The organism is Micromonospora sp. NRRL B-16802, from assembly GCF_001279555.1.
In the GTDB taxonomy this organism is placed as follows: Bacteria; Actinomycetota; Actinomycetes; order Mycobacteriales; family Micromonosporaceae; genus Micromonospora; species Micromonospora profundi.
Genome location: NZ_LGEB01000046.1, coordinates 106874 through 132527 on the forward strand (window position 1 = coordinate 106874; position 25654 = coordinate 132527).

Here is a 25654-nt window from a genome sequence, read left to right on the forward strand (position 1 = left end):
CACGCCGGTGACTTCTCCATGATCTGACGTCACCGCTGACCAAGCCGGCCCGGGCAGGAGCTCTCGTTCCTGCCCTTTTGCGTACGAGCAGCCGGCTCGACCCGGGCACCGGCCCCGGGGCACGGTCGGCGGAAGGATGCCCCACCGTGACGACCCCTGAGACCGTTCGCGTCAGTGATCAACGGATCGAACGTGTCGTGCCGTTGACCACTCCCGCGTTGCTGCACCACGAGTTGCCACTGGATGCCTCGCTGGCCTCGGCCGTGTTGACCGGCCGCCGTGCGGTGAGTCGTGTGCTGGACCGCGAGGACGATCGCCTGCTGGTGGTGGTCGGCCCGTGCTCGGTGCACGACCCGGCCGCCGCCCTCGACTACGCCGAGCGTCTGCGCGTGGTCGCGGACCGGCTCTCCGACGACCTGTTGATCGTCATGCGCGTCTACTTCGAGAAGCCGCGCTCGACGGTGGGCTGGAAGGGCCTCATCAACGACCCGGGGCTGGACGGCAGCGGCGACGTCAACACCGGCCTGCGGCTCGCCCGCGCGCTGCTGCTCGACGTGCTGCGCCTCGGCCTGCCGGTGGGCTGCGAGTTCCTCGACCCGATCTCGCCGCAGTACATCGCGGACCTTGTCGGCTGGGGGGCCATCGGCGCCCGCACCGTGGAAAGCCAGGTGCACCGGCAGCTCGCGTCCGGGCTGTCCATGCCGATCGGCATGAAGAATCGCCCCGACGGCAGCATCGGCACCGCCGTGGACGCGATCCGCGCCGCCGGTGTGCCGCACGTCTTCCCGGGCATCGACTTCTCCGGCACCCCGGCGATCATGCACACCCGGGGCAACACCGACGGGCACCTGGTGCTGCGCGGCGGCGGCGGCCGGCCCAACTACGACGCCGAGTCGGTGGCTGGCGCGCTCGACCTGCTTCGCGCGGCAGGGCTGCCGGAGCGGCTGGTCATCGACGCCAGCCACGCCAACAGTGGCAAGGACCACCGCAACCAGCCGAAGGTCGTCGCGGACGTGGCCGGCCAGATGGCCGACGGCCAGCGCGGGATCACCGGCGTGATGCTGGAGTCGTTCCTGCTGCCGGGCCGGCAGGATCTCGACCCGACCCGCGAGCTGGTGTACGGCCGCTCGGTCACCGACGCCTGCCTCGGTTGGGACGACACCGCCCAGGTGCTCGAACACCTGGCCACGGCCGTGCAGACCCGCCGGGCCGCCCTGCCGGCCCGCGCCTGACGGTGTGACGGCGGTCACTGACCCGGCCGGAACACCAGTGGGGGTCGGTCCGTTGACAGAGGTGTCGGTGTGTCCAGTGTCCCCGGGCCTCACCTAAATAGCCCTCGCGGAATACCGTTCGGCTGGAGCCGCGTCGTGCCACTCGCCGAGAGGCGACCTGCACACCGACACCAGCGCCGCCCCCGGCCCTCCGGCCGGGGGCGGCGCTGTCTCTACCGCCGCGCGCCGCGCCCCCGCGCCGCGTCCCCGCACCCCCGCGCCCCGCTCCATGACCCCCGCACCCCTCAATGCCTCCTTTGCTCTGCTTCAACCGACGCAACGGCCGGACCCCAAAAGTGGTGCGTGGGTTGAAGCAGAGCAAAGGAGAGGCACAGGGTCCGGTGCGAGCCGCTGGCGCGACGTTTGACCGATTCCGCCCCGGGTAGCTGATCCGCGTGACCGACGACGCATCCGTTACCGGCGAGCCGGACACCCGAGCTCTCGACGACCTGCTCGACGACCTCTACCGAGGCCAGGAGCGGATCACCCAGGCGGACATCTACCGCCGGGCGGTCGCCGCCGAACTCCCGCCCGAACTGCTCGCCCGGATCGACGCCCTACCTGAGGGCGAGTACGCGGTGGACGAGGTAAGCGACCTGCTCGGCGGTTCCGTCGGGTGAGCGACCCAGAAGGGACACCGACATGACGCACCACGAGGACCACGACGAGAAGGTGCCGGCGCTCGGCCAACCGCCGAAGGGCAGGGACACCACGCCCGAGCCGGACTTCGCGAACGAACATGACAAGACGGCAGTCGACCGGGACATCATCACCGGGGCTGACGAGGACGAGCGGGAGCCGGAGTCGCCGCACGGCTGGTCCGGCATGCAGCGCTGACGCATACGTAAGCGGGGGTCGGCATCTGCCGGCCCCCGCTTACGTATGCGCGTTTCAGTCGTCGTGATGCCCACCCTCGGCGGCCTGCTGCGCCGTCGCGTACGCCATCTGGAGGAAATCGGAGGCGGCGACCGCGGTGAGGGCCGTTGCCACCAGCCGGGTCAGCCGGGGAGCAAGCACCAGACCGCCGGTCAGCCCGGTGGCCACCCACACCGCCAGGCAGAACGGGCAGCTCAGCAGCTCCCCGATGGCGTGCCGGGTGGAGCTGCCCGAGTCACGGACCTGCTCCATCACCTCGCCGCTGCCGATCGGCCGGTCGTACCTGGTGAACGGCGCCCGCAGCGGGCTCGTCACCGCGTCCTTGGACAGCAGCCGACTCAGCTTGTGTGTGGCGATGGAGAGCAGCACCACGTCGGCCGGCGCGGGGCGCTCGGGCACCGGCCGACCGGTTGCCTTGACCAAACCGGCGAGCGCTCCGGTCACTCCGGCGTAGGTGCCCATCGCCACCAGGTAGCCGCCGAGCGGCCGGTGTTCGTGTGGCGCGTACGCCCGGCGCAGCCGCGCCACCCTGTGTCGCAGGCCCGTGTCGGTCACCCGTTCTCCTCGCATGTCGTGAAGGTGCGGTATCAGCCGGCCTGGAGGTTGTCGGCGACCTCACGGACGAGGTTGGCCAACGCCTCGTCCGCGAGTTGGTCCGGACCCGAGCCGCCCGCGCCGTCGGTCAGGTCGAGTTCGATCCGCGCGCCGCCGCTGTCCGCGGGTTGGACCCGGAGTTCCGCGGACCAGTCGGTGTCGTCCCAGCGGGCCCGCAGTTCCTCGCCGTCGATCTCGGCGGCGGGGCTGCCGTCGCCGCGCAACGGCTCAGGCAGCCACGCCGAAGCCCGGGACGGGTCGGTGGCCGTGTTGAAGACCACCTCCGGCGGCGCGGACATGCCTCGTACCGCATGGGCCGCCATCAGTCGTCCCGCAGGCGACTCGGGTCGACCTCGCGGCCCGGGTGGCGGGCCAGGTACTCGGTTTCGAGCTCGGCCGTGCGCCGCAGGTGGTTGGCGAGGGCGGAGTCCGAGGCGTGCCGGAGGGTGTCCAGCCGCGTGCGGTGCAGGCTGTGCATCTCGCGGATCAGATCCTCGTCGGTCAGCTCCGTCGGGTCGACGCCGAGCGTTGCGCCGTCGAGATCCGCGCCACCCGGGTCGGCGAACTGGTCGCCGCCCCACTCGGGCACCCGCTGCTCCGGGCTCATGTCCGTGCTGCCGCTGGACGCAAAACCGTCCTCACGTACCGATCCGGTCATCATCGCCCCCCTGGGTTCGTTTGGGCTGGCGTCTAGACGGATGCCCAAAGGCGGTGCCGCCAAACCATCCCGACGACGCGACGACTACGACACGGTGTCGGAGATCGGCACGGTGCCCGGTACCCTCGACGGCATGAGGTGGCTCTGGACCCCGGCGTGGATCGCACGCCACGTGGCCATGGTCGTGCTGGTCGTGAGCTTCCTCGGGCTGGGCTGGTGGCAGATCAGCCGGGCCACCGCCGGCAACAGCATCAGCTGGGGGTACGCCGTCGAGTGGCCGGTCTTCGCCGGCTTCGTGGTCTACGTCTGGTGGCGGGAGGTGCGGCTGGCCCGCCGCAGCGCGGAGGGGGCCGCCGAGTCACCGGCCGACGCAACCGACCCGGCCGGATCACCGGCCGAGGCGACGGCGGCCGAGTCGACGCCGGCCGCGACCACCGGGTCCCGCCCGGCGGTACGCCGGCCGGTCCGGGTGTCCCGGGTGCCGGCGACGGCCCCGCCCGCCGAGGACGCCGACCTGGCCGCCTACAACGACTACCTGTCATGGTTGAACGCCAATCCGGGTGCCCGGCCCGGTGACTACCCCGGCTGAGCCGGGTTCGGAAGGACGGACGACGGTGGGCGCAGCCCTTACCCGGTACCGCGTGATCGCCTGGATCGTGGGCGTCGCGCTGATCCTGCTGGTCGTGATCGGCATGCCGCTGAAGTACGGGTTCGACCGCCCGATCGTGGTGGAGACGGTGGGCCAGGCCCACGGCTTCCTCTACATGCTCTACCTGCTGGCCGCGTTCGACCTGAGCCGCCGGGCCGAGTGGCCGTTGAAGCGGATGCTCCTGGTGATGCTTGCCGGCACCGTGCCGTTCGTCTCGTTCTACGCCGAGCGCCGGGTCACCGGCTGGCTGGACAAGCCGGCAGCGCGTACGCCGGAGCCGGTCGCCAGCTGACCGCGGCCCTGCTGCCGGTCAACGGCTGGGCCGCCACGGGTCGGCCGAGGCGACCGGGTCGACCCAGCCGCCGTACCGGTTGACTTCCCGGGCTCGCAGCAGCGCCCGGGTGACCTGGCCGAACTGCCGCTCGTCGTCGGCGCTGAACAGCAGCACCTCGGCTCCCCGGTGCCACCCCCACAACTCGTACGGCGGTGGGCGCCAGCGGTCGCCGACAAGGGCAAGCGCCGCCGGCAGCAGGAACACCGCACCGAGAATGAGGTACGCGCCGGCGGTCAGCCGTTCCAGGCCGCCGCTGAAGCCGAGCAGCAGTCCGACCGCACCGATCATGGACGCGGTGGCCACGACGGCCCGGACGGCGATCCGGTCGTGCGGGCCCCGGGTGGTGCGCAGGTGGGTCAGGTCGACGATGCGGTAACTGGTGCGGCCGACGGTGAACCGGTCGACGGTGACGATGATGCCGGGTCGCGCGTACAGCAGTGTCGACCGGGCACCGGGCACCGTTCGTTGCGGTCGCGTCGTTGCGCCTTCACGATTCACGGGTCCTCCCCCGAGGGGCGATCGCCGGGGGCCCACCAGCCGCGGGCATCGTTGTCTGTCGACGGGATTCCCGGCTCCGGCCTCCATTGTGTTCGGGCGCCGCCAGCCCACCTGGGCAATTACCGGCTTCCGACAGCTCACCCACCCGGGCGACATCGTTACGAAACAGCATCCATTTCAGGTTTTGTCGGTTATCGCGCCCGCTCATCCGACGGCATACGCCCGGAACGACGAAAGTCAGAAACCAGTCAATAGGCGACAGAAGGGATTCGGCGTCGCCTCCGCGCGGTGTCAACAGCCCCGAGCGCGCCAGGTGGCCCAATGGTCCTTCGCGTCACTCAGCCAACATTCGCCCCTACTTCAACTGCGGGTTTCAGGCGTCCCGGGTTAGGTTGTTCGAGCCGGTCTGGCCCAGTGCCGTCCACCCGGGTGGCCCCAGCCGGTGTCGCCGAGGCGTCAGCAGCGCCGTCGGCGACCGTGGGAGAGGGGCCTTTCGCTCTTGTCATCCCTGAGATATCTGCTGCGCACCGTGGCGCTGGTCGGAATGTCGGCCGCGCTGGTCGCGCCAACGGCGGTGGCTCACGCCGAGCCATCCCCGGCCGACCTGACCCGCCGGATCGAGGCCTCCTCGACCGAGTTGGAGCGGGTCGTGGAGTCGTACAACAAGCTCAACGAGGAGATCAAGGCCAACAAGGCCACCGTGGCCCAACTACAGGCCCGCATCGGCCCGCTGGAGCAGCAGGCCGAGCAGAGCCGGGCCGACGTCGCCCAACTGGCCAACTCCGCATACAAGAGTGGTGGTCTGCGTACCGCGGACGCCCTGCTGCGGCCCGGCGGTTCCGCGGCGCTGCTGGATCGGCTCGGCACGCTCGACCAGTTGACCCGCCAACGGCAGGCACGCATCTCCGGCTTCACCGCCAACCAGCAGCGGTTGCTGGACGAGAAGTCGCGTCTGGACGCCACGCTGGCCCGGCAGGCCGTGCAGGCCCGCGAACTCGCGGCGGGCAAGAAGCGCATCGAGAACGACCTGGCCAAGCTCTACGAACTGCGCCGCCAGGCGTACGGATCGGCCACCGAACGGCCCGCGCCCAAGACGGCGAAGACCGAGGCCAAGAACGTGCCTGCGGTGTCCGGGGCTGCCGGCACGGCGGTGCGCTACGCCTTCGGCGCGCTCGGCAAGCCGTACGTGTGGGCGGCCGACGGGCCGAACGGCTACGACTGCTCCGGGCTCACCTCGGCGGCTTGGCGGGCCGCCGGCAAGTCACTACCGCACAACACGCGCATGCAGTGGGGCGCGGTGAGCCACATCAGCAAGGGCGACCTGCGGCCGGGAGACCTGGTCTTCTACAGCGGGCTCGGGCACGTCGCCCTCTACGTGGGTGGCGGTCAGGTGATCGACGCACCGAGCGCCGGCCGTAACGTGCTCAAACGCGGCATGAACATGATGCCGATCCAGGGCTACGGCCGGGTCCGCTAGCCGGACCCGAATACGGCGAACGGCCGGCGTCCCCCTATCGGACGCCGGCCGTTCGCCGTCATTACTACCAGGTCAGGCTGCCTGCAGCCCCTCCGCGCGGGCAAGCTCACGCAGCCGGCCGAGGGCCTGGATCTCCAGCTGGCGGATCCGCTCACGCGACAGCGAGAACCGCGACGCGACCTCGGTGAGCGAGTGCTCGCGGCCGTCCTCGAGGCCGTAACGGGCCCGCATGATGCCTGCCGAACGGTCGTCGAGGTGGTTGAGCAGACCCTCGATGCGCTGCCGCTCCAGCCCGCTGAGGACGATGTCCTCCGGCGACGGCGCGTCGCTGTCGGCGACCAGGTCGCCCAGGTTGGTGTCACCGTCGTCGCCGACCGGAGTGTCGAGCGACACGGTGTCCTGCGACCAGCGGCGCAGCTCGTTGACCCGCTCGACGGTGACGCCGAGCGATGCCGCGATCTGCTCCGGCTCCGGGTCGGCGCCCAGCTCACGGGTGAGCTGCCGGGCCACGTTGCGCATCCGGTTGACGTCCTCCACCAGGTGCACAGGCAGTCGCACGGTGCGCTCCTGCTGGGCGATCGCCCGGCTGATGGCCTGACGGATCCACCAGGTGGCGTAGGTGGAGAACTTGTAGCCACGCTCGTAGTCGAACTTCTCGACCGCCCGGACGAGGCCGGTGTTGCCCTCCTGGATCAGGTCCAGCATGGGCATGCCCGAGCGCACGTAGCGGCGGGCGATCGACACGACCAGTCGCAGGTTGGCGCGGATGAAGAGGTCCTTCGCGCGCTCGCCCTCGACGACAAGCCACTCCAGGTCGGTCCGGTCGACCCCGTCGGGAACGGCGTCCTCACCGAGCAGGTGCTCGGCGTACAGGCCGGCCTCGATCGCCTTGGAGAGGTCGACCTCCTTGGCGGCGTCCAGCAGTGGCGTCCGGGAGATCTCGTGCAGGTAGACGCCGACCAGGTCGCGCTCCTCGGCCACCTCGTCGGTGCGCATGCCGATGTTCTTGTCCACGTTGCCCACGGTCCCCTCGCTCGCGCCGGTTGCCCGGTTCCTTGCCATTCCCCACGTCGGTCAGCCCCTGGTAACTTCTGCTGTGCCCATCGGTGCTGACACCTACACAACAGATAAGACGTCTCGGGGATTCCATGTCGTGAGTCGAAAGTGTCACGAATGCCTGAGTAGTTGCTGAGAGCGCGATCCATGTTCGCTGTCAGCACCCGCCCGGGTAACTCGCCGCTGGGCACCTCAGACGGGTTGGCGGGTCGACGAAATCGCCGAACGCCCGCACCATGGCAACACCGCCCGCCGCGGGGGCACAGCGACCCGGGTCACCACCGTGCTGCGATCCTGGTCACTGCCAAACACGTACCGGCGGGCCGGTCGGTTCATCCACGAGGGTGTTATTACCCCCCGCCCCGATGAACAATCCGGAGCCCCGTTCGCTTCCCGGTATGCGGGGTCTCAGGAGGCGAGCAGCGCGAGGGCCCCGCGCACCTGGTCGGCGGAGCGCGCCAACGCGGCCCGCGCGGCAGCGACCTCGGCACCGGAGACCAGCGAAACCAGTGCCGTCTTCAGATCACCGTCGGCCTCGTTGAGAGCCCGCCGGCAAACCTCCTCGGAGCATCCGGTCGCCTCCATCAGGATCGAGATCATTCGGCCACGAAGCTTCGCGTTTGTGGCGACCATATCGATCATGAGGTTCGAGTAGACCCGCCCCAGGCGCACCATGACGGCTGTCGAGAACGTGTTCAGCACCAACTTCTGCGCTGTGCCCGCCTTCATCCGGGTCGACCCCGTGACCACCTCGGGTCCGGTGTCCACCCCGATGAACACGTCGACGGACCGGGCCGCCTCCGCCTCCGGATTGGCGCAGAGCAGCACTGTCGAGGCACCCGTGGCGCGGGACGCGGCGAGCGCCCCGAGGACGTACGGGGTGCGCCCGCTGGCCGCGAGACCGACCACCAGGTCACCCGCACGCACACATCCGGCGGCCTCGACCGCACCGCCCTGATCGTCGTCCTCGGCGTCCTCCACTGCCCGCCACATCGCGTCCGGCCCGCCCGCGAGGTGTGCGCAGAACCAGTGCCGGGGCGAGTTGAACGTGGGTGCCAACTCGGCCGCGTCGAGGACGCCCAGCCGACCCGAGGTGCCGGCCCCGAAGTAGTGCACCCGGTGGCCACCGCGCAGCGCCGCGACGGCCAGGTCGACAGTGGCGGCGATCTCGTCGAGCACTGCGGCGACCGCCGCCGGCACCCGCCGGTCGGCTTCGTTGATGACGGTGAGCACGTCCCGGGTCGACATCAGGTCGAGGTCGACGCTCAGCGGGTTGCGCCGTTCCGTGGGGGCGCCCACCCGGACGGCCGGGCGGACGGGCGGTGCTGACATGGTCTCGTCCGGCTCCACCGCACCGGGCGTCATGCCCGCCTCCGGTTGGCACCCACCCGGTGCGACTGGACCGCCTCGGCGGTCGCCTCAAGGGCTTTGCGGGCGCGGGACCTGTTGCGGGCGGCCACCCCGACGAAGAGGCAGTCGACCACTGTGAGCTGGGCCAGCCGGCTGGCTGTGGCACCGGAGCGGTAGGTCGTCTCCCGGGCCGCCGTGGTCAGCACGAAGTCGGCCACCTCGGTGATCGGCGAGCGCGGGAAGTTCGTGAGCGCCACAGTGCTGGCACCCCGCTTACGCGCCTGCTCCAGCACCTCGATGACGTCGGAGGTGGTGCCGGTGTGCGAGATGCCGATCGCGATGTCGCCCTTGCCGAGCAACGCGGCGGACGTCAGCGCGGTGTGCACGTCCGGAAAGTAGAAGGCGATCCGGCCGATGCGATGCAGCTTCTGTTGGAAGTCGGAGGCGACGAACCCACTGGCGCCGGCACCGTAGATGTCGATGCGACCGGCACCGTTGATGGCCTCGACCACCTGCTCGCAGATGGCGGGGTCGAGTTGCTCGGCGGTCTCCTCGACCGCGCGGGCGTCGTTGAACGCGATGGTGGCGATGATCTGGGCGAGGTCGGCGCCGGGCGGGATGTCACCGCCGACGACCCTGGCGTCCGGCGGCTCGACCCGGCGGGCGGCCTCGGCGGCGAGCCGGATGCGCAGCTGCGGGTAACCGTCCATGCCCACCGAACGGCAGAACCGGATGACTGTCGCCTCGGACGTCTCCGCTGCGGTGGCGAGGTCGGTGATCGTCCGCCGGGCGGCGGCGGCCGGATCGGACACGACCAGTCGGGCGACCCGCTGCTCGGCAGGCGACAGCGACGGCAGCAGCCCACTGATGTGGACGATCAGCCCACCGGGCTCGTGATTCGCAGAAATCTTCGGACTCTTCGCCACGGATGAAACTTACTTTCACCAGGCGGAGGCGTCAACCACGACTCCACGTGTTGGGCAAAACACTGCCGAACCGGCCGGGCCCCTCCGGCCAAGGGTGCCACCGTCCAGACAGCACCGCCTCCCCCACCGGGTCCGGCCACCGCACCGTACGGTGCCGGAGGTGCGGCGATCCGGGCCCGGCCGGACCGTACGGCCCGCATGGTCGACCGCACCGGCCAGCCCATCCCCACGAGACGCTAGCGTGACCGCATGGCGGAACGCAGTGTGCTTGTCACCGGAGGCGCGGGCGGGCTGGGCGGGGCGGTCACCAGCACCTTCCTGGCGGCGGGCTGGCGTGTGGTCGTACCCGAGCGGCAGAGTCGGCCCGGGTCGGAGCCGGCGGCCGACGGTCTGGTCCGGCTGGCGGCGGACCTGAGCGACCCCGCGGGCGCGGCCCGCGCGGTCGAGGCCGCCACCGCCGACGCCGCCGCGCCGCTGCGGGCCGTGGTCAACCTCGTCGGTGGGTACGCCAGCGGCGGGCTTGTGCACGAGACGCCGGTCGAGGAGTTCGAGCGGATGCTCACCGTCAACCTGCGACCGACCTACCTGGTCACCCAGGCCGCCTTGCCGCACCTCGTTGCCGCCGGTGGCGGGGCGGTGGTCTGCGTGTCGTCCCGCGCGGCCCTCGCACCGTTCCCCGGTGCGGCCGGCTACGTCACGGCGAAGGCGGCGGTGCTCGCCTTCGCCAACGCGGTCGCTGTGGAGTACCGATCCCGGAACGTTCGCTGCAACACAGTCCTGCCAAGCGTCATCGACACGCCCGCGAACCGGACCGCCCAGCCCGACGCCGACCACTCCCGCTGGGTCTCCCCGGCCGAGATCGCGCCGGTGATCCACTTTCTGGCCTCGGCCGAATCCACGCCGACAAGCGGTGCCACCGTCCCGGTCTACGGACGCGCCTGAGCCACAAGCGGACCGGTGACGACGTGCTCCGAGCGTTGCGCCACCGGCGTGACGGGCGGCCCGTCCGGCAGCGGTGGAGAATCGAACGACTGCGGCACCGGGCCAGAGCCGACGCCGGAGGGCAGCCAGGCCGTGAGGTGCGCACGGATCTGCTCGGTCACCTCATCGGCCGGAAGCCCGGCGTCCACAAGCACGAAGGTCGGATACTCGGGCAGCGTCCGGTACGCCGTGTCCGCCGCGGTGAGCCAGCCCATCGTCTCGTGGTCGGTGCCCCGCCGCTCGATGCGCCGGTACGCCTCCGCCGGGTCGACGGCGAGCAGGAACGTCACCTGCGGCGTCGGGAACAGTCGGTAGCCGGCACGGGCCAGCCGCTCCCAGCGCTGCCCGCCATGCGCCCTGATGCTGGCGTACTGGCAGGCCGAATAGCGATCCATCACCGCAGTGCGACCGGTGAGCACGCAGCTGATCAGGGCGATGGCGATGGCCAACCAGCGCAGCACGGACTCCACAGCCAGGACGCCGTCGCGCCCCACAAGCCGCTGGGCATCCGGACGACCGAGCCGCTGCGCGACCCGGCCGAGCCAGCGACGCCCGCTGGCGTTGCGGCGGTAGGTGGCGGGGCGACCGGCGGCGGTCAGCGCGTCGGCCAGCCGGTGCGCCTGGGTCGTCTTGCCCGATCCGTCGATGCCGATCAGTGCGATGGTGCGTAATCGGGTCCTGCCACGTCGCATCCCCGGTGATCTGGCCACCCTTGACAGGTTATCCGACGCACGCTCATCTCTCCGTGAGGTTTGTAACCCTTCGTCCCCGTTGATCCCCGACCGCCACCTCGCCAGGTGTGGGCAACCGGAATGCCGGGTACGGAAGTTCGATCCAGCCGCCTGTCCACAAACATGACCGACGGGAGACCCAGATGGCCGAGCGCGGGGACGAGAGTCTGGTGCACACCCTCAAAAAGGTCGCCGCCGTGCTCAAGCAGTCCGAGATCCCGTTCGCCCTGGGCGGCAGCTTCGCCGTCTACGCGCACGGGGGCCACTCGAGCGATCACGACGTCGACTTCCTGATCCGTGAGGCCGACGTCGAACGGTCGCTGGAGGCCCTGGTGGCCGCCGGCTTCCGCGCCGAGCGCCCGCCGGAGGACTGGCTCGTCAAGGTCTTCGACGACGAGCGGATGGTCGATCTGATCCACCGGCCGATCGAGACACCGGTGACCGAGGAGACGTTCGCCGACACTGTCGTGCGTCCGGTGGACGCCATCCAGATGCCGGTCCTGTCCGCCACCCAGCTCATGGTGCACAAGTTGCTGAGCTTCTCCCAGCACTACTGCGACTTCGCCCGCGGCCTGCCACTGGCCCGGTCGCTGAGGGAGCAGATCGACTGGGAACGGGTACGCAAGGAGACACAGCACTCGCCGTACGCGGAAGCGTTCCTGGTGCTGCTGGACCGGCTGGAAGTGGTGCCGGACAGCGGCACCCAGGCAGGAGAGGGGACACCGTGACGCACGATCGCGACACCGGCGCCGGGCCACCACCGGACGAGTACGTCGAGGCGGAGATCCAACGGTTGCTCACCGAGGATCCCGCGGTCGCCGAACAGGGGATCACCGTGGTCCGGCGGGAAAGCGCCCTCGTGCTCAACGGCGAGGTGGAGAGCCCACACCGGCGCGACGAGATCATGCGCCGAGTGGCCGAGCGCTTCCCGGACGTGCCGATCACCAGCGACATCGGGGTGATCCGCGCCCAGGCGCCCACGGAGATCGAGCAACTGCCCTGAGGGAGGTTCGATGGTGATCCGGATAGCCGCCGTGGGTGACGTGCATCTGGACGAGGACGTCGTCGGCCGGTTCCGCCCGGCGTTGGAGGAGCTGCCGGACTGCGCCGACGTGCTACTGCTGGCCGGAGACCTGACCCGGCACGGCACCGAGGCCGAGGCGCGCTGCGTGGCGCAGGAGTTCGGTGGCCTCGCAGTGCCGGTGGTGACGGTGCTGGGCAACCACGACCACCAGTGCGACCAGGTGCCACAGGTGGTGAAGGTGCTCGAGGACGCGGGCATCACGGTGCTGGAGGGCAACGGTGTGGTGCTGGACTGCGCGGGCGGCCGGCTCGGCATCGCCGGCGTCAAGGGCTTCGGCGGTGGGTTCGCGGGGCGCTGCGCGAGCGACTTCGGCGAGCCTGAGATGAAGGCGTTCGTCCGGACCACGAACGAGAGCGCGGAGAGCCTCGGCGCTGCCCTGCGCTCGCTGGACTGCGACATGCTCGTCGCGCTGACCCACTACGCCCCGGTGCCGGACACCCTGGTCGGCGAGCCGCTGGAGATCTACCCGTTCCTCGGCTCGTACCAGCTGGGGCAGGCCATCGACTCGGCACCCACAGCGCTTGCCGTACACGGGCACGCGCACGCGGGCACCGAGCGCGGAACCACCCCCGGCGGGGTGCGCGTCCGCAACGTGGCGCACCCGGTGATCAAGCAGGCGTACAGCGTGTTCCATGTCGGCGATCAACTCGACACCGACCAGGTTTCCAGAATCGGCGGGTCGGGTAGTCAGAGGTCATGGAGCTGATTCTTTGGATTCTCGCAGTCGTACTCGTCGTCGCCGGCATCCTCGCGCTGTTCCGCCGGCAGATCCTGTGGGGCATCGTCCTCATCGTTGTCGGGCTGTTGGTCGGCCCGGGTGGTGTCAGCATCTTCAATTGACGTTCGTATCGAACAAAACACCGGGACCCGTCGGGGCCGCCGGCGACCGGAGCTCCGTCCTCCCGACAGGGGCACCGGCCGCGGCGGCCCCGGCGCCGTTGTGTGGGCAGGTGGTGCGCGTGCGGCCGCGCTGCGTCGTCGATGTCCGGCCCAGTGCCGGTTTGACGGGTAGCTGACCGGAAATATCTCGACCATGGAGACAACTCGGCAGGCGCGACCCACCACCGGCCGGCGATCCTGGTTGGCCCTGGCCGGTTTCGCGGCGGCGGTCTTCGTCGCGGCCGCTATCGGCGGGCTGGGTGTTCAGGGCACCACCGACGAGTACGCGAGCCTGCAACAGCCCAGCTGGGCGCCGCCCTCCTGGCTGTTCGGCCCGGTCTGGTCGGCGCTCTACGCGCTGATCGCGGTGGCCGGTTGGCTGGTCTGGCGGCGCGTCGGCTTCTCCCCCGCCCTCTGGGCATGGACCGCCCAGTTGGTGCTCAACGCGATCTGGACCCCGCTGTTCTTCGGCGCGGGGCAGTACGGGCTGGCGTTCGCGGAGATCGTGCTGATGTGGCTGGCGATCGGGGTCACCGTGGTGCTCTTCGCCCGGGTGTCCCGGGTCGCGATGGCGCTGATGCTGCCCTACTGGGCCTGGGTCACCTTCGCCGCCGCGCTGAACCTGTCGATCTGGCAGCTGAACTCCTGACCCGCGTCGGGTCTCCGGCCGGCGGTGCCAGCCGGAGACCCTCATCGCACCGTCAGCAGCGGGGCACGTTCGGGATGTAGCCGTCGTAGCCGGTGTAGACGTACGCGTCGGCGATGAAGCGTCCGCTGCCGATGCGGTCCCAGATCGTGCTGGTGCCGTAGGTGCCGGTGACGCTCGTGCCGCTGGTCTGGCAGGCGATCGTCACCTTGGCGCCGTCGGCGACGGTGCCAACCGAGGCGTACCCGGTGCCCGGGCCGGAGCGCACGGTCAGCGGCGTACCGCTGGTGTCGACGGTGCCCGAGCCGGTGCCTGAGCTGCAACCGTTGCCGCTTGTGTAGTTCTTGGTGCCCCAGTAGAGCGCCAGGCTGCCGTTGAACCGGACCTGGATGTCGCTGCCGTTGAGGCGCTGCTCGTAGTGCAGGTGCGGCCCGGTGGATCCACCGGTGCTGCCGACCCAGCCGATGACCTTGCCGTAGCCGACCGTCTGCCCGACCGAGACGTTGAAGCCGCTGAGGTGGGCGTAGTAGGTGGTGTAGCCCCCGCCGTGGTTGATCCGGACGTACTTGCCGTAGCTGGTGTTACCGAGGTTGGTCACCACGTCGACGGTGCCGGGGGCGCTGGCCACCACCGGATCGCCGGCGTCGTCGGTGCGGTTGAAGTCGATGGCGTACGCCGGGCTGTGCCCTGACCGGGTCTGCCCGGACCAGGTCTGGCCGCAGGGGAACGGCACCCTGAAGGTCGGCGCGGCCATCGCCGGGCTGACCGGCGTGAGGACTCCCGCGACGAGCACAGCCGTCGCCAACAGGCTCATCCACCTCTTACGCATACAGCACCTCCTATGTTGAAAACCTTCGATGCAGTGGGATCAGCCTGACAGATATCGCCAATCTTCGAAAGAGGGCTGGGAGCGTGCCCAACAAGGGTTTCAAGGTTTCTGGATTGTTACTCGCTCGTGTCTGACTGGGGGTGGACCAGATCGGATGCAAGCGCTTACATGTGTGCACGCCCAATCGGACCGGCGCCGGGTCAACAGCACGACCGCGCCGGCTAGGAAGGAGGACGGCATGGCGGTCTTCACCAGACCACGCCACGCCTTCGTGATCGCCGGTGTGCTCGGGCTGGCGCTCAGCGCCACCGCCTGCGGCACCGGTGACGACAAGAAGAGTGACAAGGCGGGCTCCGCGGAGTGCGCCCCGTACGAGAAGTACCAGGGCAACGACGGCAAGAAGGTCTCCATCTACGCGTCCATCCGCGACGCCGAGGCCGACCTGCTGGAGCGTTCGTGGGCCCAGTTCACCGACTGCACCGGCATCGAGATCAACTACGAGGGCAGCGGCGAGTTCGAGGCGCAGCTCCCCGTGCGGGTCGACGGCGGCAACGCCCCCGACATCGCCTTCGTTCCCCAGCCCGGCCTGGTGAAGCGCTTCGCGGACGCCGGCAAGCTGAAGTCCCTCGGGGCCGACACCAAGGCCATGGCCGAGCAGAACATGCCTGCCGACTGGCTGAAGTACGGCACCGTCAACGGGACGCTCTACGGCGTGCCGCTCGGCGCCAACGTCAAGTCCTTCGTGTGGTACTCGCCGAAGACGTTCAAGGAGAAGGGCTGGGAGGTCCCGACCACCTGGGAGCAGCTCATCACCCTGAGCGACAAGATCGCTGACAGCGGCATGAAGCCGTGGTGCGCGGGCGTCGAGTCCGGTGACGCCACCGGCTGGCCGGCCACCGACTGGATCGAGGACGTGCTGCTGCGTACGCAGACGCCCGACGTCTACGACCAGTGGACCACCCACGCGATCCCGTTCAACGACCCTCGGATCATCGACGCCGTTGACCGCGCGGGCACCATCCTCAAGAACGACAAGTACATGAACGGCGGCTTCGGCGGTGTCAAGAGCATCACCACCACCTCCTTCCAGGAGGCGGGCGTGCCGGTGACCAACGGCAAGTGCGCGATGCACCGCCAGGCGTCGTTCTACGCCAACCAGTTCCCCGAGGGCACCAAGGTGGCCGAGGACGGCGACGCGTTCGCCTTCTACTTCCCGGCCATCGACCCGGCCAAGGGCAAGCCGGTGCTGGGCGCGGGCGAGTTCGTCGTCGCGTACGCCGACCGCCCCGAGGTCCAGGCGGTGCAGACCTACCTCGCCTCCGGTGAGTACGTGAACAGCCGCGCGAAGCTCGGCAACTGGGTCACGGCGAACAACAAGCTGGACATCGCCAACGTCGCCAGCCCGGTCGACAAGCTCTCCGTCCAGATCCTCCAGGACAAGAGCGGCGTGTTCCGCTTCGACGGATCCGACCTGATGCCGGCCGCCGTCGGCGCGGGAACGTTCTGGAAGGGCATGGTCGACTGGCTGAACGGCAAGGCGACCGCCCCGGTGCTCCAGGGCATCGAGAGCAGCTGGCCTAAGTGATCCCGGCGGTGGCCCGGCCCGCGCTCAGCGGGCCGGGCCACCGACCGCACGGACCTTCAAGGGAGGGTTGATGGAGTTCGACTTCGCCGACGAGCAGCCGAAGCTCCTCATGCTGATGTACGGGCTGGTCGCCTTCGTGGTGGTGGTGGGCGGTCTGCTCCTGCTGCTCGACGTCGTACCGGCCTGGTTCGCCAAGCGGCGGGAAGCGCAACTCGTGGCGGCCTCGACGAGTGGAACCCCACTCCCCCGCCGCCCGAAGCAGCGCGAGGGCTTCTTCGCGTTCTTCTTCCTGCTGCCGACGCTGCTGCTGCTCGCCGTCGGCCTGGTCGTGCCGGCCATCCGTACCATGCTGCTCTCCCTGATGGACGGCAGCAGCACCAACTGGGTGGGGTTGCGCAACTACGGCTGGATGTTCTCCGACGACTCGATCGTCCGGGTCCTGATCAACACCCTGGTCTGGGTGGTCCTGGTCCCGCTGGTCGCGACCGCCTTCGGCCTGATCTACGCCGTCATGGTGGACAAGGCCCGCTTCGAGGCCATAGCCAAATCGCTGATCTTCCTGCCGATGGCGATCTCGTTCGTCGGCGCCAGCATCATCTGGAAGTTCGTCTACGCCTACCGCGGCGAAGGCGACCAGATCGGCCTGCTCAACCAGATCGTGGTCAGCCTCGGCGGCGAGCCCAGGCAGTGGTTGCTCGAATCACCGCTGAACACGCTCCTGCTGATCGTCATCATGGTCTGGATCCAGGCCGGCTTCGCCATGGTGGTGCTCTCCGCCGCGATCAAGGCGATCCCCGGCGACATCGTGGAGGCCGCCCGGCTCGACGGCGTCAGCCCGTGGCAGATGTTCTGGCAGATCACCATGCCGAGCATCCGACCGGCGCTGATCGTCGTGGCGGTGACCCTCACGATCGCCACGCTCAAGGTCTTCGACATCGTCCGGACCTCGACGAACGGCAACTACGACACCAGCGTGATCGCCAGCGAGATGTACAACCAGGCGTTCCGGTACGGCCAGAACGGGCAGGGCTCCGCGCTCGCGGTCTTCCTCTTCATCCTGGTCATCCCGGTCGTGATCTACCAGATCCGCAACCTCCGTCAGCAACGGGAGGGCTGAGATGACCACCGCAACGCCGACCGTCGCCGCCGGCACCCAGAAGACCGACGCACCGAAGACCACAGCAGGGCGGGTCCGCAAGCGACTGAACACCCGTACGGCCACCCTGGTCTCCATCGTCATCGCGGTGGTCTGGACCATCCCGACCTTCGGCCTGTTCATCTCCTCCCTCCGCCCGGAGGACGAGATCAAGACGACCGGCTGGTGGACGGCCTTCACCAACCCGCAGTTCACGCTGGAGAACTACCAGCAGGTCCTGTTCGGGCGGTCGTCGTCATCGGGGCAGCTCGCCAGCTACTTCATCAACTCGCTGGCCATCACCATCCCGTCGGTACTCTTCCCGCTCGCCTTCGCGGCCCTGGCCGCGTACGCGCTGGCGTGGATGAACTTCAAGGGACGGGACTGGCTCTACATTGCGATCTTCGCGTTGCAGATCGTTCCACTGCAGATGGCCCTGGTGCCGCTGCTGAAGTTCTTCTCCACAGGCGTCAGCCTCGGCGGCATCACACTGATGCCCGCCTGGGACCTGGTGGACGAGCAGAAGTTCGCCCAGGTGTGGTTCGCACATACCTGCTTCGCGCTGCCGTTCGCCGTCTTCCTGCTGCACAACTTCATCTCGCAGCTCCCGGGGGACCTGATGGAGGCCGCCCGCGTCGACGGGGCGAGCCACCCGAAGATCTTCCGCACCATCGTGTTGCCGCTGATCACCCCGGCGCTTGCGGCGTTCGGCATCTTCCAGTTCCTCTGGGTCTGGAACGACCTGCTTGTCGCGCTGATCTTCGCCGGCGGCGGCAACGAGACCGCCCCGCTCACGGTTCGGCTGGCCGAGATGGCCGGCACGCGGGGCAACGAGTGGCAACGGCTCACCGCCGGCGCGTTCGTGTCGATCATCGTTCCGCTCGTCGTGTTCCTGTCCCTCCAGCGCTTCTTCGTGCGAGGTCTGCTCGCCGGCAGCGTCAAGGGCTGACCCGCTCGCCCGCCGCCGCCTGGCCCCTCGGGCGGCGGCGGGCGCCGCGTACGAAGCGGGGGAACCGTGACGAGGATTGATGATGTCGCCCGGTTGGCCGGGGTCTCCACGGCCACCGTCTCACGGGCTCTACGCGGGCTGCCGACGGTCTCGGCAGCCACCCGACGCCGGGTGCTCGCCGCCGCCGAGCAGCTCGACTACGCGGTTTCACCGAGCGCGTCCCGGCTTGCCGGAGGCCGTACCGGCACCGTCGCGGTGGTCGTCCCCCGGATCACCCGCTGGTTCTTCAGCACCGTGGTCGAGGCCGTCGAGGAGTACCTCCACCAGTCCGGCTACGACCTGCTGCTCTACAACCTCGGCGGCCGGGAGCAGGTCCGCCAGCGGGTGCTGCGTACCGCGAATCTGCACAAGCGGGTGGACGCCATGATGCTCGTCGCCACTCCGCTGCGCCCGGCCGACCTGACCGCGCTGGCCACCCTGGACCTGCCGGGGGTGACCATCAGCTCCGGCAGCAGGGTGCCCAACTGGCCGTGCGTACGCATCGACGACGTTGCCGCCGCGCGGGTGGCCACCCGCCACCTGCTCGACCTCGGCCACCGCCGGATCGCCCACATCTCCGGCGACCCCGACGACGAGTTGGCGTTCACCACCCACATCGACCGGCGTCGCGGCTACCAGGCCGAGTTGAAGGCCGCCGGCCTGCGACCCGACCCGAGCCTGGACGTCGAGTCGTCGTTCACCATCGACGGCGGCAACCAGGCGGCCACCGAGTTGCTGGCCCGTGGTGAGCCCCCGACCGCGATCGTCGCGGCCTGCGACGAGATGGCGATGGGTGCGATGACCGCGCTGCGGGATGCCGGGCTGCGCGTACCGCAGGACGTCAGCGTGATCGGCATCGACGACCACGACCTCGCCGGTGTGCTGGGGCTCAGCACCATCGCCCAGCCCGCCGCCGAGCAGGGCCGGCTGGCCGCCCGCATGCTGCTGGACCCGCTCGGGGCGCGCAGCATCGGCCCGGTCGTCGGCCAGCGGGCCGGAGACCCCGACACGCCGGTGATCCTGCCCACTCGGCTGGTGGTCCGCGAGTCGACAGCACCGCCCCGGGCACACTGACATCTCAATGTTCTGCCGCCGGTCGGCGGCTGGCGGCGACGCGGCCGGCAGCCGCGCCCCCGCCCGGCGGTCCACCCACGGCTCGACATGGGAGATCATTCTGAACACCGACCCGACCCAGCAGACCCCCTCCGGCGGCCCCATCACCGGCTGGTGGACCGAGGCCGCCATCTACCAGATCTATCCCCGTTCGTTCTCCGACTCCGACGGCGACGGGATCGGCGACCTGCCGGGCATCACAGCCCGCCTCGACCACCTTGTCGAGTTGGGCGTGGACGCGGTGTGGCTGTCCCCGTTCTATCCGTCGCCGCAGGCCGACGCGGGTTACGACGTGGCCGACTACCGGGACGTCGACCCCCTGTTCGGAACCCTCGCCGACGCGGACAAGCTGATCGCCGAGGCCCGCTCCCGCGGTCTGCGGGTGATCGTCGACCTGGTGCCGAACCACACCTCCTCGGCACACCGTTGGTTCCAGGCCGCGCTGGCCGCCGCCCCGGGCAGCCCGGAGCGCGCCCGGTACGTCTTCCGGGACGGCCTCGGCCCGACCGGTGACCAGGCGCCGAACGACTGGCAGAGCGTCTTCGGCGGCCCCGCCTGGACGCGGACTGTCGACCCGGACGGCCAGCCGGGCCAGTGGTACCTGCACCTGTTCGACACGGGCCAGCCGGACCTCAACTGGGACAACCCCGAGGTGCACGAGGAGTTCCTCGACGTCCTGCGGTTCTGGCTGGACCGCGGGGTGGACGGCTTCCGCGTCGACGTGGCACACGGCCTCGTCAAGCAGGCCGACCTGGCCAACTGGCAGGAACCGCAGGAGATCCTCTCCGGCCAGGACGTGGACAAGCCACGCCCGCCGATGTGGGACCAGGACGGCGTCCACGAGATCTACCGCCAGTGGCGGCAGGTCCTCGACGGCTACCCGGGCGGGCGTGTGCTTGTCGCCGAGGCGTGGGTGGAGCCGGCCGAGCGACTGGCCCGCTACGTCCGCCCGGACGAGATGCACCAGGCGTTCAACTTCGAGTACCTGCTCGCCGCCTGGTCCGCGCCGGCCCAGTACGCGGTGATCACCCGCTCGCTGGAGGCGACCGATTCGGTCGGGGCGCCGACCACCTGGGTGCTGTCCAACCACGACGTGGTGCGGCACGCCTCACGGCTCGGTCTGCCGATCGGCAGCGGCCGGCCCAACGGCATCGGCTCCGACGACCCGCAGCCGGACGCCGCGCTCGGCCTGCGCCGCGCTCGGGCGGCCACCCTGCTGATGCTCGCCCTGCCCGGCTCGGCGTACCTCTACCAAGGTGAGGAGCTGGGCCTGCCCGAGCACACCACGATGCCCGACGAGGCCCGGCAGGACCCGACCTGGGCGCGCAGCGGGCACACCCAGCGGGGCCGGGACGGCTGCCGGGTGCCGATCCCGTGGGAGGCCGACGCGCCGTCGTACGGCTTCGGGTCGACCGACGCCAGTTGGCTGCCGCAGCCCGCGTCCTGGGCCGAGTACGCCCTGGACCGGCAGCGCGGCGTCGCCGGCTCGACGTACGAGCTGTACCGCACGGCCCTGCGGCTGCGCCGCGAACACGGGCTGGGCCGCGGCACGCTGGAGTGGCTGTCCTCCGGCGACGAGGTGCTTGCCTTCCGCAACGGCGAGCTGACAGTGCTCACCAACTTCGGCGACGCGCCGGTGCCGGTTCCGGCAGGGGCCGAACTCCTCGCGGCGAGCGCACCGCTGGACGACGACGGCGCGATCCCGACCGACGTGACCGTCTGGCTGCGCGCCTGACCCCGACCCACCAGCCCCCGCCGATCCCATGCTCGTGACGGGACGGCGGGGGTGGTCGCCGCCGCACACGAGGGCGGCTCAGAGCCGGTCGGCGCGGCTGTGCAGCAGGTCGTGCACGTTGTCGATGTCCGCTGGCGAGGTACGCGAGGCGAGCCAGTACATGATGCCGGTCGGGATGAAGAAGAGCTGGAACGCCGCCAGCCCGACGGCGAAGTTCAACGGCGGCGGGAACGCGGCTCGTAGCCCCTGGAAGGCCACCCCGACCAGCCCGTTGCCGGCCGCCCGCCCGACGCCGTTGACGAGGTTGCCGAGGCTGTAGACGGTGCCCCGGTGCTCCGGCGGGTTGACGTCGGCGATCAGCGCGAACCAGTTCGGCGAGTTGGCCGAGGTCAGCGCGAGCGCCACCACGGCGGTGAGCAGGCTCAGCCCCACCGACGGTTCGGTGAACACGCTGGACAGCACAGCGCCGATCACCGCACCGCCACCGGCACCGTCGGGCACGTCGATGGTCACCGGCACGAAGAACAACACCAGGTAGAACGGCACGGCCGCGAGAATGCCGACCGCCGCGACAAGTGCCCGGCCCCTCGGGGTACGCCGTTGCAGCGCGTCGCCGACCAGCCCTCCGACGATGGAGAGCACTCCGCCGAGCTGGAACAGTGTGGCGAAGACGCTGCCCACCACCACTGCCGTCGACGGCGAGTAGCCCTGCGCCTCGGCTCGTTCGGCGAAGAGCACCGGCAGCCAGACAAGTGAGCCGAAGGCCGCCTGCGCGGTCAGACCCTGCAGGATGAGCCAGAGGTTGGTACGCCGGGCCAGGATGCGCGGCAGATCGGCCCGGCTGATCCGGTAGTCGTAGTCGGCACCGGCGTCCAGCGCCCGGGCCAGCTCCGGTTCGCTCTGGCCGCGTCGGATGTCGTAGGTGAACAGGTAGGCCACAGTGGCGACCAGGCCGACCACGGTCAGCACCCAGAACGGCCGCCGCCAGTCGGTGGCCCCGAGCAGGCCGCCGACGAGCGTTCCGGCAAGCGTGCCGACCCCCTGCGACAGCCCCCAGAAGCTCATCACCAGCCCGCGCCGGGTCGGCGAGATCAGGTCGGTGACCACCGAGAAGCCCACCGAGCCGACCGCGCCGAGACCGACAGCCCCGACCATCTGTGCGGCCAGGAACGTGAGATAACCGCCGGCGAGGGCGCTGCCACCGGTGCCCGCCGCCCAGAGCAACGTGCCCACCATGAGCAGTGGCTTGCGGTTGGTCCGGTCACCGACGTACGCCCAGCCGACAGCTGCCACCGCGCTGACCAGGAAGCTGACCGCGGTCACCAGACCGAGCAGCCGCCCCGGCACGTCGAACGCGTCGGAGATCGGGCCGTACAGCGGCGGCACCAACCCGATCGCCACGTTGTCAAGCGAGGCGAGGAGCACGAACACCGCGACGCTGTAGAACCGGTGCGCCGGGCCCCCGCCCCAGCCGTGCAGGCGTCGCGCCCGGCCCGGGGCGGGCCCGCCACTGGTCACGGTCATGACCGGCAGCCAATCAGACTCCGCTGAGGCGGTCGTCACGCGGGTGGGTGCCGGTCAGCCTCGCACCGGCACCCACCCGCGTCGACCCGATCGGTCAGCGCCTGTCGAGGACCATCCCCCGTGCGGCGGCGTACTTCTCACGAACGGCGGGGACGGGCTCGGCCGCGTACTCCTCGGTGCCCTCGACCGCCCAGTTGGGCGGCTTCGGGCCGCCAAGGGCGACCCAGGCGGCCTGGCGGGCGGCGCCGTCGGCGACGTATTCGCCTGGCGGCGGGACGACCACCGGGCAGCCGAAGACCTGCGGCGCGATCCGGCGGACCGCCGCCGACCGTGCGCCGCCGCCGACCAGGATGACGCGCCGGGCGGTGGCGCCCTGCGCGGTCAGCGCGTCGAGGCCGTCGGCGAGCGCGCAGAGCATGCCCTCCACGGCGGCACGGGCCAGGTGCGCGGGCGTCGACGTGCGCAGGGTCAGCCCGTGTACCGCGCCGGTGGCAAGCGGCCGGTTGGGCGTCCGCTCGCCCTCCAGGTAGGGCACCATGACCAGCCCGTCCGCGCCGGCCGGCGCGGAGAGCGCCAACTCGGCCAGGCGGTCGAGGGTGACGCCGAGCATCGCGGCGGCGGCGTCCAGCACCCGGGCGGCGTTGAGCGTGGCGACAAGCGGCAGGAAGCGGCCGGAAGCGTCGGCGAAGCCCGCCACCGCACCGCTCTCGTCGGCGGCCGGCACGTCGGCGACGCTGAACACGGTGCCGGAGGTGCCGATCGAGACGATCACGTCACCCGGCCCGGCGCCGACGCCGAGCGCGGCGGCGGCGTTGTCTCCCGTGCCCGCGCCGAGCAGCGCGCCGCCCGACCCGCCCAGGTCGTCGGCCAGCTTTCCCGCCGACTCCGCCGGCCCGAGCACCTCGGGCACCACCACCTGCCGGCCGAAGCCCCGCTCCAGCAGGTCCATCCGGTATTCGCCGGTGGCCGGCGACCAGTAGCTGGTGCCGCTGGCATCACCCCGGTCGGTACGCAGCGCGCCGAGCCCCGGTGCGCCGGCCAGCCGCCACGTCAGCCAATCGTGGGGCAGGCAGACGGCCGCCACCCGGGCTGCCCGCTCCGGCTCGTGCGTGGCCAGCCACCGCAGCTTGGTGAGGGTGAAGCTGGCCACCGGCACACTGCCGGTGGCCTCGGCCCAGAACCGACGCCCGGCCGCGCCGCCGCCAGCCTCCTCGATCAGGTCGGCGGCGGCGTCGGCGGAGCGGGTGTCGTTCCACAGCAGGGCCGGGCGGACCACCTGCCCGGCCTCGTCGAGGCAGACCATGCCGTGCTGCTGGCCGGCGACGGAGACCGCCGCCACGTCGCCAAGCCCGCCGGCCTGCTCGGCGGCGCTGCGCAGCGCCTGCCACCAGGCCTCCGGATCGACCTCGGTGCCGTCCGGGTGCGGTGCCCGGCCCTGCCGGACCAGGGCACCGGTCTCCGCGTCCCGGATGACGACCTTGCACGACTGAGTGGACGAATCAACGCCCGCGACCAGCGGCATGGCGGGGCCTCAGCGGGCGCCGAGCAGGTGCTCGACGGCGAGCTGGTTGAGCCGGACGAAGGCGAAGCCCCGCGCGGCCACCGCGTCGACGTCGAACTCCTCGAACGCGGACCGGTCGGCGCGCAGGTCGTCGTACCCCTCGCCCGGGTTGAGGGTCGGGGTGCTGAGCTCGCCGACCTTGCTTGCGGCGAGCGCCTCGACCACCTCGGGGTCGGCGCGGAACGCCGCAGCCCGCTCCTTGAGCAGCAGGTAGGTGGCCATGTTGGCGGCCGCCGACGCCCACACACCGTCCATGTCCTCGGTGCGGGAGGGCTTGTAGTCGAAGTGCCGGGGGCCGTCGTAGGTCGGGCCGCCGTTGGGGCCGCCGTTCTCCAGGAGGTCCACCAGGGCGAACGCGTTCATCAGGTCGCCGTGGCCGAAGACCAGGTCCTGGTCGTACTTGATGCCGCGCTGGCCGTTGAGGTCCAGGTGGAACAGCTTGCCCTGCCAGAGCGCCTGGGCGATGCCGTGGGCGTAGTTGAGCCCGGCCATCTGCTCGTGGCCGACCTCCGGGTTGAGGCCGACCATCTCCGGGTGGGCCAGCTGGGAGATGAAGGCGAGCGCGTGCCCGACCGTGGGCAGCAGGATGTCGCCGCGCGGCTCGTTGGGCTTGGGCTCCAGGGCGAAGCGCAGGTCGTAGCCCTGGTCGATGACGTACTGGGTGAGCAGGTCGACGGCCTCGCGGTAGCGGTCCAGGGCGGCCCGGACGTCCTTGGCGACGTCGTACTCGGAGCCCTCACGCCCGCCCCACATCACGAAGGTGCTCGCGCCCAGCTCGGCGGCCAGGTCGACGTTGCGCAGCACCTTGCGCAGCGCGTAGCGGCGGACGTCGCGGTCGTTGCTGGTGAAGCCGCCGTCCTTGAAGACCGGGTGGGTGAAGAGGTTGGTGGTGACCATCGGCACCACCAGGCCGGTCTCGTCGAGGGCCTTGCGGAATCGCGCGATGTGCGAGTCGCGGGTGGTGGCGTCGACACCGAACGGGATCAGGTCGTCGTCGTGGAAGGTGATGCCGTACGCGCCCAGCTCGGCGAGCCGGTGCACGGCCTCGACCGGGTCGAGCTCGGGCCGGGTCGCGTCACCGAACGGGTCGCGGGCCTGCCAGCCCACGGTCCAGAGCCCGAAGGAGAACTTGTCGGCGGGGGTGGGGCGGGGTGCCATGAAGGACCTCCGGGGT

General features: G+C 70.6%; 29 protein-coding genes. 17 read left to right on the top strand and 12 right to left on the bottom strand.

Annotated elements, in window-relative coordinates; genetic code table 11:
• Positions 1–146 precede the first annotated feature (146 nt).
• From ADK66_RS06940 to ADK66_RS06950, 3 genes are all read left to right on the top strand, one after another.
• Positions 147–1232, top strand: coding sequence for a 3-deoxy-7-phosphoheptulonate synthase (locus ADK66_RS06940; protein WP_053653056.1), 1086 nt, complete (start codon positions 147–149; stop codon positions 1230–1232).
• A 434-nt stretch (positions 1233–1666) separates the two neighbouring features.
• The gene (locus ADK66_RS06945; protein ID WP_053653057.1) at positions 1667–1891 is read left to right on the top strand and encodes a hypothetical protein; all 225 of its coding nucleotides are present in this window, start codon (positions 1667–1669) and stop codon (positions 1889–1891) included.
• Positions 1892–1913: 22 nt separating this feature from the next.
• Positions 1914–2108, top strand: a complete 195-nt coding sequence (locus tag ADK66_RS06950) for a hypothetical protein (RefSeq protein WP_053653058.1) — start codon at positions 1914–1916, stop codon at positions 2106–2108.
• 54 nt (positions 2109–2162) lie between these two features.
• Here ADK66_RS06950 and ADK66_RS06955 read toward each other — a convergent pair whose 3' ends face one another.
• From ADK66_RS06955 to ADK66_RS06965, 3 genes are read right to left on the bottom strand one after another with little or no spacing between them, the layout of a single operon-like run.
• A complete protein-coding gene (locus ADK66_RS06955; protein WP_231639939.1) occupies positions 2163–2702 on the bottom strand; it encodes a DUF1360 domain-containing protein in 540 nt (179 codons plus the stop codon).
• A gap of 32 nt (positions 2703–2734) precedes the next feature.
• On the bottom strand, positions 2735–3064 hold the full coding sequence (locus tag ADK66_RS06960; protein ID WP_053653060.1) for a hypothetical protein: 330 nt from the start codon (positions 3062–3064) through the stop codon (positions 2735–2737).
• Positions 3064–3402 carry a DUF6158 family protein gene (locus tag ADK66_RS06965; protein ID WP_053653061.1) on the bottom strand — a complete coding sequence of 113 codons (339 nt, stop codon included), beginning with the start codon at positions 3400–3402 and terminating at the stop codon, positions 3064–3066. The genes ADK66_RS06960 and ADK66_RS06965 overlap by 1 nt, the downstream gene beginning before the upstream one ends.
• Positions 3403–3532: 130 nt before the next feature.
• Here ADK66_RS06965 and ADK66_RS06970 point away from each other — a divergent pair, with 130 nt between their 5' ends.
• Both ADK66_RS06970 and ADK66_RS06975 read left to right on the top strand, forming a co-directional pair.
• Positions 3533–3988, top strand: coding sequence for a hypothetical protein (locus ADK66_RS06970; protein WP_053653138.1), 456 nt, complete (start codon positions 3533–3535; stop codon positions 3986–3988).
• 25 nt (positions 3989–4013) lie between these two features.
• A complete protein-coding gene (locus ADK66_RS06975) occupies positions 4014–4340 on the top strand; it encodes a DUF3817 domain-containing protein (RefSeq protein ID WP_053653062.1) in 327 nt (108 codons plus the stop codon).
• Between the two features lie 18 nt (positions 4341–4358).
• Here ADK66_RS06975 and ADK66_RS06980 read toward each other — a convergent pair whose 3' ends face one another.
• Positions 4359–4880, bottom strand: coding sequence for a DUF6232 family protein (locus ADK66_RS06980; protein ID WP_053653063.1), 522 nt, complete (start codon positions 4878–4880; stop codon positions 4359–4361).
• A gap of 499 nt (positions 4881–5379) precedes the next feature.
• Here ADK66_RS06980 and ADK66_RS06985 point away from each other — a divergent pair, with 499 nt between their 5' ends.
• Positions 5380–6357, top strand: coding sequence for a C40 family peptidase (locus tag ADK66_RS06985; RefSeq protein WP_053653064.1), 978 nt, complete (start codon positions 5380–5382; stop codon positions 6355–6357).
• A gap of 72 nt (positions 6358–6429) precedes the next feature.
• On the opposite strand, the gene ADK66_RS06990 is transcribed toward ADK66_RS06985, so the two are convergent.
• The 3 genes from ADK66_RS06990 to ADK66_RS07000 all read right to left on the bottom strand — a co-directional run bounded on the left by ADK66_RS06990 (position 6430) and on the right by ADK66_RS07000 (position 9689).
• Positions 6430–7419: an RNA polymerase sigma factor RpoD/SigA gene (locus ADK66_RS06990; protein ID WP_053653065.1), complete on the bottom strand. Its 990-nt coding sequence runs from the start codon at positions 7417–7419 to the stop codon at positions 6430–6432.
• A 402-nt stretch (positions 7420–7821) separates the two neighbouring features.
• On the bottom strand, positions 7822–8778 hold the full coding sequence (gene murQ, locus ADK66_RS06995) for an N-acetylmuramic acid 6-phosphate etherase (RefSeq protein WP_082377282.1): 957 nt from the start codon (positions 8776–8778) through the stop codon (positions 7822–7824).
• Positions 8775–9689, bottom strand: coding sequence for a MurR/RpiR family transcriptional regulator (locus tag ADK66_RS07000; protein WP_053653066.1), 915 nt, complete (start codon positions 9687–9689; stop codon positions 8775–8777). Before ADK66_RS07000 ends, murQ begins: the two co-directional genes overlap by 4 nt.
• A 249-nt stretch (positions 9690–9938) precedes the next feature.
• Between ADK66_RS07000 and ADK66_RS07005 the strand changes: the two genes are divergently transcribed.
• Entirely contained in the window at positions 9939–10631 is a 693-nt protein-coding gene (locus ADK66_RS07005) for an SDR family NAD(P)-dependent oxidoreductase (RefSeq protein WP_053653067.1), read from the top strand.
• On the opposite strand, the gene ADK66_RS07010 is transcribed toward ADK66_RS07005, so the two are convergent.
• Complete coding sequence (locus tag ADK66_RS07010; protein WP_157552311.1) at positions 10616–11362, bottom strand: thymidylate kinase; 747 nt, start codon at positions 11360–11362, stop codon at positions 10616–10618. The genes ADK66_RS07005 and ADK66_RS07010 overlap by 16 nt on opposite strands.
• 140 nt (positions 11363–11502) lie before the next feature.
• Here ADK66_RS07010 and ADK66_RS07015 point away from each other — a divergent pair, with 140 nt between their 5' ends.
• The 5 genes from ADK66_RS07015 (at position 11503) to ADK66_RS07030 (ending at position 14013) form a co-directional block, all read left to right on the top strand.
• The gene (locus ADK66_RS07015; protein WP_255353020.1) at positions 11503–12129 is read left to right on the top strand and encodes a nucleotidyltransferase; all 627 of its coding nucleotides are present in this window, start codon (positions 11503–11505) and stop codon (positions 12127–12129) included.
• Complete coding sequence (locus tag ADK66_RS07020; RefSeq protein WP_053653070.1) at positions 12126–12404, top strand: hypothetical protein; 279 nt, start codon at positions 12126–12128, stop codon at positions 12402–12404. Before ADK66_RS07015 ends, ADK66_RS07020 begins: the two co-directional genes overlap by 4 nt.
• A 10-nt stretch (positions 12405–12414) precedes the next feature.
• Positions 12415–13191: a metallophosphoesterase gene (locus ADK66_RS07025; protein WP_053653071.1), complete on the top strand. Its 777-nt coding sequence runs from the start codon at positions 12415–12417 to the stop codon at positions 13189–13191.
• A complete protein-coding gene (locus ADK66_RS31800) occupies positions 13182–13325 on the top strand; it encodes a GPGG-motif small membrane protein (protein WP_007464364.1) in 144 nt (47 codons plus the stop codon). Before ADK66_RS07025 ends, ADK66_RS31800 begins: the two co-directional genes overlap by 10 nt.
• A gap of 193 nt (positions 13326–13518) precedes the next feature.
• A complete protein-coding gene (locus ADK66_RS07030) occupies positions 13519–14013 on the top strand; it encodes a TspO/MBR family protein (protein WP_053653072.1) in 495 nt (164 codons plus the stop codon).
• Positions 14014–14065: 52 nt separating this feature from the next.
• Here the strand turns inward: ADK66_RS07030 and ADK66_RS07035 are convergent, their stop codons facing one another.
• Complete coding sequence (locus ADK66_RS07035; protein ID WP_053653073.1) at positions 14066–14839, bottom strand: M23 family metallopeptidase; 774 nt, start codon at positions 14837–14839, stop codon at positions 14066–14068.
• A gap of 238 nt (positions 14840–15077) precedes the next feature.
• On the opposite strand from ADK66_RS07035, the gene ADK66_RS07040 reads away from it, so the two are divergent.
• The 5 genes from ADK66_RS07040 to ADK66_RS07060 all read left to right on the top strand — a co-directional run bounded on the left by ADK66_RS07040 (position 15078) and on the right by ADK66_RS07060 (position 21395).
• Positions 15078–16424, top strand: a complete 1347-nt coding sequence (locus tag ADK66_RS07040) for an ABC transporter substrate-binding protein (RefSeq protein WP_053653074.1) — start codon at positions 15078–15080, stop codon at positions 16422–16424.
• A 70-nt stretch (positions 16425–16494) separates the two neighbouring features.
• Positions 16495–17541 (top strand): carbohydrate ABC transporter permease, encoded by a 1047-nt coding sequence (locus ADK66_RS07045; protein ID WP_053653075.1) that lies wholly within the window; start codon positions 16495–16497, stop codon positions 17539–17541.
• A gap of 1 nt (position 17542) precedes the next feature.
• Entirely contained in the window at positions 17543–18508 is a 966-nt protein-coding gene (locus ADK66_RS07050) for a carbohydrate ABC transporter permease (RefSeq protein WP_053653076.1), read from the top strand.
• Positions 18509–18574: 66 nt separating this feature from the next.
• Complete coding sequence (locus ADK66_RS07055) at positions 18575–19621, top strand: LacI family DNA-binding transcriptional regulator (RefSeq protein ID WP_053653077.1); 1047 nt, start codon at positions 18575–18577, stop codon at positions 19619–19621.
• 100 nt (positions 19622–19721) lie between these two features.
• On the top strand, positions 19722–21395 hold the full coding sequence (locus tag ADK66_RS07060; protein ID WP_053653140.1) for a glycoside hydrolase family 13 protein: 1674 nt from the start codon (positions 19722–19724) through the stop codon (positions 21393–21395).
• A gap of 78 nt (positions 21396–21473) precedes the next feature.
• Here the strand turns inward: ADK66_RS07060 and ADK66_RS07065 are convergent, their stop codons facing one another.
• The 3 genes from ADK66_RS07065 to xylA form a co-directional block, all read right to left on the bottom strand.
• The gene (locus ADK66_RS07065; protein WP_053653078.1) at positions 21474–22919 is read right to left on the bottom strand and encodes an MFS transporter; all 1446 of its coding nucleotides are present in this window, start codon (positions 22917–22919) and stop codon (positions 21474–21476) included.
• Between the two features lie 94 nt (positions 22920–23013).
• Complete coding sequence (gene xylB / locus ADK66_RS07070) at positions 23014–24441, bottom strand: xylulokinase (RefSeq protein ID WP_053653079.1); 1428 nt, start codon at positions 24439–24441, stop codon at positions 23014–23016.
• Between the two features lie 9 nt (positions 24442–24450).
• On the bottom strand, positions 24451–25638 hold the full coding sequence (gene xylA / locus ADK66_RS07075) for a xylose isomerase (RefSeq protein WP_053653080.1): 1188 nt from the start codon (positions 25636–25638) through the stop codon (positions 24451–24453).
• Positions 25639–25654 lie beyond the last annotated feature (16 nt).

Coding starts and splice junctions, on each gene's coding strand:
- ADK66_RS06950 (WP_053653058.1), top strand. CDS start 1,914: ATGACGCACCACGAGGACCACGACGAGAAGGTGCCGGCGCTCGGCCAA.
- ADK66_RS06960 (WP_053653060.1), bottom strand. CDS start 3,064: ATGGCGGCCCATGCGGTACGAGGCATGTCCGCGCCGCCGGAGGTGGTC.
- ADK66_RS06965 (WP_053653061.1), bottom strand. CDS start 3,402: ATGATGACCGGATCGGTACGTGAGGACGGTTTTGCGTCCAGCGGCAGC.
- ADK66_RS06970 (WP_053653138.1), top strand. CDS start 3,533: ATGAGGTGGCTCTGGACCCCGGCGTGGATCGCACGCCACGTGGCCATG.
- ADK66_RS06990 (WP_053653065.1), bottom strand. CDS start 7,419: ATGGCAAGGAACCGGGCAACCGGCGCGAGCGAGGGGACCGTGGGCAAC.
- murQ (WP_082377282.1), bottom strand. CDS start 8,778: ATGACGCCCGGTGCGGTGGAGCCGGACGAGACCATGTCAGCACCGCCC.
- ADK66_RS07005 (WP_053653067.1), top strand. CDS start 9,939: ATGGCGGAACGCAGTGTGCTTGTCACCGGAGGCGCGGGCGGGCTGGGC.
- ADK66_RS07010 (WP_157552311.1), bottom strand. CDS start 11,362: ATGCGACGTGGCAGGACCCGATTACGCACCATCGCACTGATCGGCATC.
- ADK66_RS07025 (WP_053653071.1), top strand. CDS start 12,415: ATGGTGATCCGGATAGCCGCCGTGGGTGACGTGCATCTGGACGAGGAC.
- ADK66_RS31800 (WP_007464364.1), top strand. CDS start 13,182: ATGGAGCTGATTCTTTGGATTCTCGCAGTCGTACTCGTCGTCGCCGGC.
- ADK66_RS07030 (WP_053653072.1), top strand. CDS start 13,519: ATGGAGACAACTCGGCAGGCGCGACCCACCACCGGCCGGCGATCCTGG.
- ADK66_RS07035 (WP_053653073.1), bottom strand. CDS start 14,839: ATGCGTAAGAGGTGGATGAGCCTGTTGGCGACGGCTGTGCTCGTCGCG.
- ADK66_RS07040 (WP_053653074.1), top strand. CDS start 15,078: ATGGCGGTCTTCACCAGACCACGCCACGCCTTCGTGATCGCCGGTGTG.
- ADK66_RS07045 (WP_053653075.1), top strand. CDS start 16,495: ATGGAGTTCGACTTCGCCGACGAGCAGCCGAAGCTCCTCATGCTGATG.
- ADK66_RS07050 (WP_053653076.1), top strand. CDS start 17,543: ATGACCACCGCAACGCCGACCGTCGCCGCCGGCACCCAGAAGACCGAC.
- ADK66_RS07065 (WP_053653078.1), bottom strand. CDS start 22,919: ATGACCGTGACCAGTGGCGGGCCCGCCCCGGGCCGGGCGCGACGCCTG.
- xylB (WP_053653079.1), bottom strand. CDS start 24,441: ATGCCGCTGGTCGCGGGCGTTGATTCGTCCACTCAGTCGTGCAAGGTC.
- xylA (WP_053653080.1), bottom strand. CDS start 25,638: ATGGCACCCCGCCCCACCCCCGCCGACAAGTTCTCCTTCGGGCTCTGG.